At 69.4% G+C, this 9,018-nt stretch carries 9 protein-coding genes and 1 riboswitch; of the genes, 8 read left to right on the top strand and 1 reads right to left on the bottom strand.

What is annotated here, in order from left to right:
* Positions 1–47: 47 nt before the first annotated feature.
* The 7 genes from acpS to HMPREF9062_RS07805 all read left to right on the top strand — a co-directional run bounded on the left by acpS (position 48) and on the right by HMPREF9062_RS07805 (position 6,601).
* Positions 48–566 carry a holo-ACP synthase AcpS gene (gene acpS, locus HMPREF9062_RS07835; RefSeq protein ID WP_009749554.1) on the top strand — a complete coding sequence of 173 codons (519 nt, stop codon included), beginning with the start codon at positions 48–50 and terminating at the stop codon, positions 564–566.
* A 49-nt stretch (positions 567–615) separates the two neighbouring features.
* Positions 616–1,614, top strand: coding sequence for a dihydroxyacetone kinase subunit DhaK (dhaK, locus tag HMPREF9062_RS07830; protein ID WP_009749553.1), 999 nt, complete (start codon positions 616–618; stop codon positions 1,612–1,614).
* Between the two features lie 11 nt (positions 1,615–1,625).
* The gene (gene dhaL, locus HMPREF9062_RS07825) at positions 1,626–2,261 is read left to right on the top strand and encodes a dihydroxyacetone kinase subunit DhaL (RefSeq protein WP_253270684.1); all 636 of its coding nucleotides are present in this window, start codon (positions 1,626–1,628) and stop codon (positions 2,259–2,261) included.
* Positions 2,258–2,665 carry a dihydroxyacetone kinase phosphoryl donor subunit DhaM gene (gene dhaM / locus HMPREF9062_RS07820; protein WP_009749551.1) on the top strand — a complete coding sequence of 136 codons (408 nt, stop codon included), beginning with the start codon at positions 2,258–2,260 and terminating at the stop codon, positions 2,663–2,665. The genes dhaL and dhaM overlap by 4 nt, the downstream gene beginning before the upstream one ends.
* 115 nt (positions 2,666–2,780) lie before the next feature.
* Entirely contained in the window at positions 2,781–4,313 is a 1,533-nt protein-coding gene (putP, locus tag HMPREF9062_RS07815; RefSeq protein ID WP_050795268.1) for a sodium/proline symporter PutP, read from the top strand.
* Positions 4,314–4,374: 61 nt separating this feature from the next.
* Positions 4,375–4,515: riboswitch (FMN riboswitch) on the top strand.
* 94 nt (positions 4,516–4,609) lie between these two features.
* A complete protein-coding gene (locus tag HMPREF9062_RS07810) occupies positions 4,610–5,509 on the top strand; it encodes an ABC transporter permease (RefSeq protein ID WP_009749549.1) in 900 nt (299 codons plus the stop codon).
* Between the two features lie 75 nt (positions 5,510–5,584).
* Positions 5,585–6,601, top strand: coding sequence for an ABC transporter substrate-binding protein (locus HMPREF9062_RS07805; RefSeq protein WP_009749548.1), 1,017 nt, complete (start codon positions 5,585–5,587; stop codon positions 6,599–6,601).
* A 91-nt stretch (positions 6,602–6,692) separates the two neighbouring features.
* Here HMPREF9062_RS07805 and HMPREF9062_RS07800 read toward each other — a convergent pair whose 3' ends face one another.
* A complete protein-coding gene (locus HMPREF9062_RS07800) occupies positions 6,693–7,358 on the bottom strand; it encodes a MerR family transcriptional regulator (RefSeq protein ID WP_009749547.1) in 666 nt (221 codons plus the stop codon).
* Between the two features lie 205 nt (positions 7,359–7,563).
* On the opposite strand from HMPREF9062_RS07800, the gene HMPREF9062_RS07795 reads away from it, so the two are divergent.
* The gene (locus tag HMPREF9062_RS07795) at positions 7,564–8,967 is read left to right on the top strand and encodes an MFS transporter (protein ID WP_009749546.1); all 1,404 of its coding nucleotides are present in this window, start codon (positions 7,564–7,566) and stop codon (positions 8,965–8,967) included.
* Positions 8,968–9,018 lie beyond the last annotated feature (51 nt).

The raw sequence follows: 9,018 nt of genomic DNA, 5'->3' as shown, positions 1-9,018 counted from the left end.
GGCCGTGAACGATTCGTCCTCGCGCCTCGGACACGCCGACGATCGACATGACCGCTGAGAACGGGCCCCGGCTTCCGGGGTTCCCGGCCACGCCCGCGGGCTCGCGGGTGCTGGGGGTGGGCCTCGACCTCGTCCACGTCATCGGCATCGCCGAGCAGCTGGCCGTCCCGGGCACCGTTTTCGCCGAGCGGGTCTTCTCCGCTCGGGAGCGCCGCGAAGCCCGTCGCCGGTCCGCGGCGACAGGGTCGGATGAGGCCGAGCACCTGGCCGCCCGTTGGGCCGCCAAGGAGGCCTTCGTCAAGGCGTGGTCGCAGGCCCTGGGGGCGCGGGCGGGACGGCCCGTCGCCCCGGTCGTCGGCTCCGATGACGTCGATTGGCGCGAGGTCGAGGTCGTCACCGACCGTTGGGGCCGGCCGTTTCTGCGTGTGAGCGGTGTGCTCGCCCGGGAGGTCGAGACGAGTCTGGGCAGGGGGGCGAGCGGGCCCGAGCGCTGGCCCGTCTCTCTGACCCATGATGGTGGCTGGGCCGCGGCTGTCGTTCTCGCGACCGAGGTCGTTTCCCTCTGAGGAGTCCATCGGTCTGTGACCGGGCCCTCTTCCGACATAGGGTGGGGGTATGAAGAAGCTCATCAACTCCGCCGACACCGTCGTCACGGATGCGCTGGTGGGCATGGCGGCGGCCCACCCGGGTGCGCTGCGCGTCGACGTCGACCAGCGCGTCGTCTACCGTGCGATCCCCAAGGACGCCGGCAGGGTCGCCATCGTCTCGGGCGGCGGCAGCGGGCACGAGCCCCTCCACTCCGGGTTCGTGGGATCGGGCATGCTCGACGCCGCCTGCGCGGGCGAGGTCTTCACTTCTCCCGTGCCCGACCAGATCGTGTCCGCCACCGTTGCGGTCGATCGGGGCGCCGGTGTTCTCCATGTCGTGAAGAACTACACCGGCGACGTCATGAATTTCGAGATGGCCGCCGAGCTGGCAGCCAGCTCCGGCATCCGGATCGCCACCGTCGTGGTCGCCGACGACGTCGCCGTGGAGGATTCCCTGTACACGGCCGGACGCCGGGGCGTGGGCGCGACCCTCGTCGTCGAGAAGGTCGCGGGCGCCGCAGCCGAGGAGGGTCGGAGCCTTGAACAGGTCGCCGCCCTAGCCGAGCGGGTCGCGCAGGGCGGCCGCTCCATGGGCGTGGCGCTAACCTCGTGCACGGTGCCCGCCAACGGCAAGCCCTCCTTCGATCTGCCCGACGATGAAATGGAGATCGGTATCGGCATCCACGGCGAGCCGGGCCGGAGCCGGGAGAAGGCCACCGGGGCTCGTGAGGTGGCGCGTCGCCTGGTCGAGCCGATCGTGGCCGACCTGCCGTCGGCGGACGGCGACGTCATCGTCCTCCTCAACGGAATGGGTGCCACCCCGCTGCTGGAGCTCTACATCATGTACGGGCAGGTGGTGGGACTGCTGCGCGAAGCGGGGATCGCCGTCGCCCGCAGCCTGGTCGGCAACTACGTCACCAGCTTGGACATGGCCGGCTGCTCACTGACTCTGGTGCGCGCCGACGAGGAGATCCTCCGGCTCTGGGACGCCCCGGTGGCCTCCCCCGGTCTGAGGTGGGGCGAGTGATCGTGGCTCCCGTGGGACGCACAACGGTGACCGCCGACGACCTGCGCGCCTGGGTCCGGCGCTGCGGCGACCTAGTAACTGAGCAGGCCCGCGCCCTGACCGAGCTGGATGCCGCTATCGGGGACGCCGACCACGGCGCCAATCTCAAGCGGGGGATGGCAGCCGCCGTCGAGGCCCTCGCAGCGAGCGCCGATACGCCCGACGCAGTCCTGAGGACGCTCGCCATGACGCTGATCTCCAGGGTCGGCGGCGCATCGGGAGTCCTGTACGGAACTTTCTTCCTGTCCATGGCCGACGCGACGAGGGGGCGCGACAGCCTCGATCTGAGGACCCTGACCGACGCCATCGGGGCGGGGGTCAGCGGCATCGCTCGGCGTGGCAGAGCCGAGGCGGGGGAGAAGACCATGCTCGATGCCTGGTACCCCGCCCTCGACGCCCTGCGCGCCAGTACTGACCTGGTCCCGGCCCTGGAGAAGGCGGCTGCCGCCGCCGACGCCGGACGCACGGCCACCGGCCCCATGCTCGCCACCAAGGGGCGAGCCTCCTATCTGGGTGAGCGCTCGGTCGGGCACATCGACCCCGGCGCCGCTTCGACCGCGCTGCTCCTGCGGGCTCTGGCCGAGGTCATGGGCGGGAGAGCATCATGATCGGCATCGTCGTGGTCTCGCACTCCTTGGAGCTTGCCCGCGCCACGGCGGCCCTCGGCCGGGGGCTGGTGCCCGGCCTGGATGTGCGCGTCGAGATCGCCGCGGGAATGCCCGGGGGCGAGCTGGGAACCGATGCCACCGAAGTCGCCGCCGCTATCGGGAGGGCCGATGACGGCGACGGCGTACTCGTGCTGACCGACCTCGGCAGTGGGGTGATGAGCGCCGAAACCGCCCTGGACCTGGTGAATCCCGCTGTGCGGGGGCGCGTACGCGTGTCGTGCGCGCCCCTGGTCGAGGGCTTCGTGAGCGCCTACGCCGCTGCTGGCATCGGCAGAACGCTCAACACTGTCGCTGAGGAGGCGGAACGGGCCCTCGAATTCAAAGACACCCAGATGGTGCGTTGAGCGCGCCGATCGTCCACTGTGCTGTTCGGTGCGGTCCTCCCGTGAGGCGGGACCGTGTGGGGTACGGCCCCGGGCTAAGGTACGGGACAGACCCACCCCTGAGATGAGGAGAGCCATGTCACCAACTACCTTCGCCGCCATCTCGATGATCATCTATTTCGTCGGCATGGTCGTCATCGGCTGGTGGGCCTACGGCCACAACGATTCGCTCGACGACTACATGCTGGCCGGCCGAGGTTTGGGACCCATGGTGACGGCGCTGTCCGCCGGAGCCTCCGACATGTCCGGCTGGCTCCTGATGGGCCTGCCCGGCGCCCTGTACGCCTCCGGCCTGGTCGAGGGGTGGATCGCCGTCGGCCTGACTGCGGGGGCGTGGCTCAACTGGCGCTATGTCGCCTCAAGGCTGCGCACCTACACCGAGGTCGCCTCCAACTCGATCACCATCCCGAGTTTCCTGGACAACCGCCTCCACGACTCGGCGCACCTGCTGCGCTGGGCCAGCGGCCTGATCATCCTCGTTTTCTTCACGTTCTACGTCTCCTCCGGCATGGTCTCGGGGGGCATCTTTTTCCATTCCTCCTTCGGGCTGGACTACCGGCTGGGCCTGACTCTCGTAGCCTGCATCACCGTCATGTACACGCTCGTGGGCGGCTTTCTCGCCGTGTCCTACACCGACCTCGTTCAGGGTCTTATGATGGTCGCCGCCCTGATCGCCGTGCCGGTCATCGGCGTCATCCATCTCGGCGGTATCGGCGCCACCGTCGACGCCGTCACCGCGGTCGACCCCCACTACTGGGCGGTGCTCGGGCCGACGACCTCGGTGATCAGCGTCATCAGCTCACTGGGCTGGGGCTTGGGCTATTTCGGCCAACCCCACATCATCGTGCGTTTCATGGCGCTGCGATCCCCGGGGGAGGCCGTTTCCGGGCGGCGCATCGGCATCGGATGGATGCTCTTTGCCGTTGCCGGCGCCGCGGCGACCGCCATCGTCGGTGTGGCCGTCTTCCAGCGCGACACCGGGCGCCTGGACGACCCCGAGACTGTGTTCATCAGCCTGGGACAGCTCTTGTTCCATCCTTTCGCCGCCGGTTTCATGCTGGCCGCAATCCTGGCGGCGATCATGTCGACCGTCTCCAGCCAGCTGCTGGTGACCTCCTCAGCACTCATCGAGGACCTGTACAAGCAGGTCGGTGGCAGGAGCATCTCGCAGACGCGCCTGGTCATGTACTCGCGATTCGCGGTCTTGACCGTGGCGGTTGTGGCCGCCGCTATGGCCTGGTCTCCCAGTGACACCATTCTGGCCCTGGTGGCTTTCGCCTGGGCCGGTTTCGGGGCCTCCTTCGGACCGACCGTCCTGCTGTGCCTGTACTGGCGCCGCCTGACTGCCGTCGGCGCGGTCGCCGGTATGGTCACCGGTGCGGTCGTCGTCATGATCTGGGGCAACGTTGACGGCGGTCCGGGAGGGATCTTTGATTTGTACGAGCTCATCCCGGGTTTCTCCGCTAACCTGCTGGTCGCCTGGGCCGTTTCACGCGCGGGACGGCCCGCCCCGGCGGTCGAGGCCGAGTTCCGCTCGGCCGTCGCCGCGGCCGGATGGCGGGGCTCGGACGGGGCAACTCCGGAGGACGCCGGTACCCGCCCCGTGTGATCGGCCGGTCATCGCAGCATGTTGTAGCGCTCGTGGTCGTCGACTACTCTCACGGGCAATCACGTGCTCCGGGGTCGGTGGAAGTCCGAGCCGGCGGTAATAGTCCGCGACCCGGTCACGCCAACCCGTCGGGGCGGCGCGGCCGGTTGAGCTGGTGGAAGCCCAGCACCGACGGTGAGAGTCCGGATGGGAGGAAGCACGAGGCGCCTGCCGGGCATCGCGTCGACGCGGTCCGCTGCCCGTCACCTCGGAGTCCCCGGGACATCACCGTCCCGGGCAACCGGAGAGGATACTGCGTGAGCACCGCCACCGCCGGGCGCCCTGCGTCCCCGCTGCCGGCCGACGGCCAGCCGGCCGGCCTCCGCACCGCCTCACCGATGCGGCGCGAAGGCACCGCCGCCGCCCGCACAACCAGTGTGCGGTACCACCCGCACCGGGGTCCTGGCCCCGCCGCCGGTCTGGGCCTGGCCGTCCTGGCTCTGTGGTGGACCGTGACTCGCGCCGGACTCATCCTGCCCGTCTTCCTGCCCGATCCTCTCGACGTCGCCCGCCGCCTGTGGCTGGGGGTGAGTCGGGGCGGCCTACTCGGCTACACCCGCATCACGCTCATCGAGGCCGCGCTGGGCTGCCTGGCCGCGACCGCATTATCCCTGCCTCTGGCGTGGGCGCTGTTCCACTGGCGTTCGTTCTCCCGCGCCGTTCTGCCCTACGTGGCTGCCTCCCAAGCGGTGCCCGCCATCGCCATCGCCCCGCTGCTCGTCGTGTGGATCGGCTACGGCACCGTGCCAACCGTGGTCCTGTGCGTCCTGATGGTCTTCTTCCCCATCACCGTGACCGTCCTGCTCGGCCTGCGCGGCCTGGACACCGACATCATCGACGCCGCCCGGCTCGACGGCGCCCACGGAACTTCCATGATCGTGCACATGGAACTGCCCATGGCGCTACCGGCCATCATCTCCGGGCTGCGCACCGGTTTCACCCTGTCGGTCACCGGGGCGGTCATCGGGGAGATGACCATGGGAGGCCGGGGCCTGGGCATGGTTCTGGCCTCTCAGCGTCAGAGCGTCGACACCACCGGGCTGTTCTCCACCATCGTCGTCCTGTGCGTCATGGCGACGAGCATCCACTGGTGCCTGTATGAGCTTGAGCGCCGCAGCCGCGTCGTGAACTCCATGCGCGGACGCCGAGCGACCTGAGAGCGCACGCCGACCGCGGCATAGCAGCCCCCTTCCCTCCACCCGCACCCGTCCCATCGACCGGAAAGACGCATAATGACCTTCCTCTCCCGCCGCTCAGTCCTGTCCACCGCCTCCGTCACGGCTCTGACGGGCCTTCTCGGCGCCTGCGGCTCGGGTACCGCCGCCCGGAAAGCATCCGCCGCCTCCGGCGCCGCCGGGGATCTGGTCATCGGCCTGACCTACACGCCCAACGTCCAGTTCGCCCCCTTCTACCTGGCGCTGAAGAACGGGCGGTACGCTCCGGGGGTCTCGCTTCGCCACCACGGCGAGCAGGAAGGGCAGTTCGACGCCCTTCTGGCCGGCACCGAGCAGATCGTCGTGGCCGGCGCGGACGAGGCGGTCGTTGCCGCCTCCAACGGAGGAGGCCTGAGCGTCATCGGCGGTTTCTACCAGCGCTACCCCGGCTGCATCATCGTGCCCGAGGATTCCGATATCACCGACTTGGCCGATCTGAAGGGCCGCAGCATCGGCACCCCCGGCAAGACGGGGGAGACCTGGTACTCCCTCCTCGTGGCGCTGTCCACGGCCGGGCTCGGCCAGGACGAGGTCACGATCCAGGAGATCGGTTACACCCAGCAGGCCGCCCTCGCCTCGGGCAAGGTCGATGCCGTGTCCGGGTACGCGAACAACGATGCCGTTCAGCTCGCGCAGAACGGCACACCGGTGCGCACTCTGGCCATCAGTGAGGACGCCCCGCTGCTGGGCGCCTCCCTGGTCACCACGACCGATGTTCTGGCGGCCCGTCGCGACGCGCTCGCCGAGGCTGTCGCGGACTCGGTCGCGGGTATGGCGTCCTTTATCGATGACCCCGACGCCGCCGTCGAGGCCACTGGGGAGTACGTGAGCGACCTGGCCGACGCGACCCAGGCCGCGCATGCCCGGGAGGTCGCCGTGGCCACCGGCGAGCTCATCGAGGGGGACGGGACGCGGGCGGTCGGCTCGGTGCGGGTTGGGGACTTCGCCCCCATGATCGACTTCCTGTCCTCCTACGGGATCCTGGGGGACGAGGTTCCCCGGGCCTCCGACGTGTGCGTGCCCCTTGAGCAGTAGGAACGGCGGGAGGACTCCGGAGGGATCCGAGGACGGGTAGCGGGAAGAGGGCCGGGCGAGGCGAGCGCAGCGCCGACGAGTCGTTGCGTCCTCACGTCGCCCCGTCCCCGTCGGGGCGCTTCCGCTCGTCAGCCGTCGGGTTGGCGTCGAGCTGGCCGTAGTGGGCGATGCCCAGCTCGCGATGCGCGATGCGACGCAGTGCCAGAAGCACAGGCTCGTAGACCGCCGTGCCCAGAACGGCCCGCTCGACCGACTCCTCGTCCGGTTCCCATGAGATGCGTTCAACATCGGCCCGGGCCGTGCGCCGCGCCGCCCGGACGTAGACGGCCAGTTGCTCCCGGCTCATCGGCATCCCGATCTCCTCGGCGAAGAACAGCGCGGCGTCGAGCTGCCTGACCGCGGGATGCTCGGGGGCGTGGGGGAGTCCGAACTCCTCGAGGACCTCTCGGGCCCTGCCGTGCTCGGGCTCCTCATGCCGGTGCGGTGAGGGAATCGCCTCGGTTGCGAACTTCATCACCTCCCACGGTTCTCGGGCGGGCCCGTCGATGACCGCCACCACCTCCCGCACCTGCTCGATCGAGGCCCCCAGCACGTGGAGGAGGCCGCGGATGAGCCGCAGGCGGTCGAGGTGCCGGGAGCTGTAGTCGCACTGGCGGGCGTTGACGGGGGCGCCAGCAGGGAGAAGCCCCTGACGGATGTAGTACTTGATGGTCGCCACCGGGATCCCCGATTCCCGGGCGAGCTCCGAGATGCGCATGTCCCTCCTGTCAGCACCGCTGCGGGGCGGCACGCCCCGCCGTCGCGGGCCGTCATGAGGAGGATACGGGGGCGTCACGGACGCTGGTCAATGGCTACCGGCGCTGCTCCAGCATCGTGATGAGGCCGGGCGGCTCGAGTTGACTAGAAGATAGCTTTAGTATCTAATCTAATGGATACTAAACCTATCCAGACAGGAGCCTCCATTGCCGACACCACGCACGCACCGCGCGGCCCGGGTCATCGTCGCCATTTCCCTGCCCACGCTCATGACCTCACTGGACTCACTCGTCGTCACCATCGCTCTGCCTCAGATCCATCAGGACCTGAACGCCTCGGTCACCGAGCTCCAGTGGTTCGTCAACGCCTACACGCTCACCTACGCCGCCCTCATCCTGCCGACCGCCGCTGCGGGCGACAGAATCGGTCGCCGCCGGCTGTTCCTGTGGGCGATCCTCCTGTTCACCCTCGCCTCGGCCGTGGCGGCGCTGGCGTCCACGCCGTCCGCACTGATCGCCGCCAGAGTCGTCCAGGGCGCCGGCGGGGCAGCTATCGGCTCCCTGTCCCTGGCGCTGATGGCCGACGCCGTTCCTAGGCGCCTGCGCGAGCTGGCCATCGGCGTATGGGGCAGCGTCAACGGCCTGGGCGTGGCCGCGGGGCCGATCATCGGAGGCGCCGTCGTCGAGGATCTCCACTGGAGTGTCATCTTCTGGATCAACATCCCTGTGGGCGTCCTGTCGTTGGCCCTCGTGCGCTGGAGCCTCGGCTCCGCCGCCTCGCAGGCGTCTCCTGCGTCGGCGGGCGCCCGGACGGACCTGCTGGGGCTGGTGGCTGGAACGGCCTTCGTGTTCCCGCTGACCTGGGCGCTGTCAGAGGGCGGCAGCCGCGGATGGACCAGCCCCCTGGTCGTGAGTTGCCTGGGTATCGCCGTGGTCTCGCTGGTTTGCTTCATCCGTCACGAACGTCGCGAGCGGGAGGCGTACGTGCCCATGCGCCTGTTTGCCGACCGGCGCTTCAGCCTCGTCAACGCCGTCGCTGTGCTCTTCTCCGCGGGCATCTTCGGCTCGGTGTTCCTGGTGAGCCAGTACCTCCAGATCGGAATGGGATTCGATCCGCTCGAATCGGGTCTGCGTGCCGCCCCCTGGACCGTGGTCCCTATGGCGGCGGCGCCCCTGGCCGGTGTCATCGTCGGGCGCCGCGGCCCGAAACAGGTGCTGCTTGTCGGCATGGTGCTGCAGACCATGGCGATCGCCTGCTTCGCGTTCCTGTCCCATCAGAACGCTGCCTACATCGCCTACGTCATTCCCATGATTATCGCAGGGACCGGAATGGGACTGACTTTCTCCCCTCTGGCGACAGCCGTCCTCATCGGAGTTGCTCCCAGGGACCGGGCCGTGGTTTCAGGAGTCAACCAGACGGCGCGTCAGTTGGGAACCGCAATGGGCATTGCCCTGTGCACCGCCATCTTCACCGCCTACGGCGCCTACGCCCCCGGCGAGCGCTTCACGGCTGGACTGGTTCCGGCCCTGGGGGCCTGCACGCTCCTGCTGGCCGCGGCGACCGTGCTCGTCGCGGCCATGCCCCGCGACGAAGTCGACGATGGGCGGTGAGTGCCGCCCGGTGAGACGGGCGGGGTTCCACTGCCCGCCGGTGACGTGCCG

It is taken from the genome of Actinomyces sp. oral taxon 448 str. F0400 (assembly GCF_000220835.1).
Lineage (GTDB): Bacteria > Actinomycetota > Actinomycetes > Actinomycetales > Actinomycetaceae > Actinomyces.
This window is presented reverse-complemented; position numbering and strand designations above follow the sequence as displayed.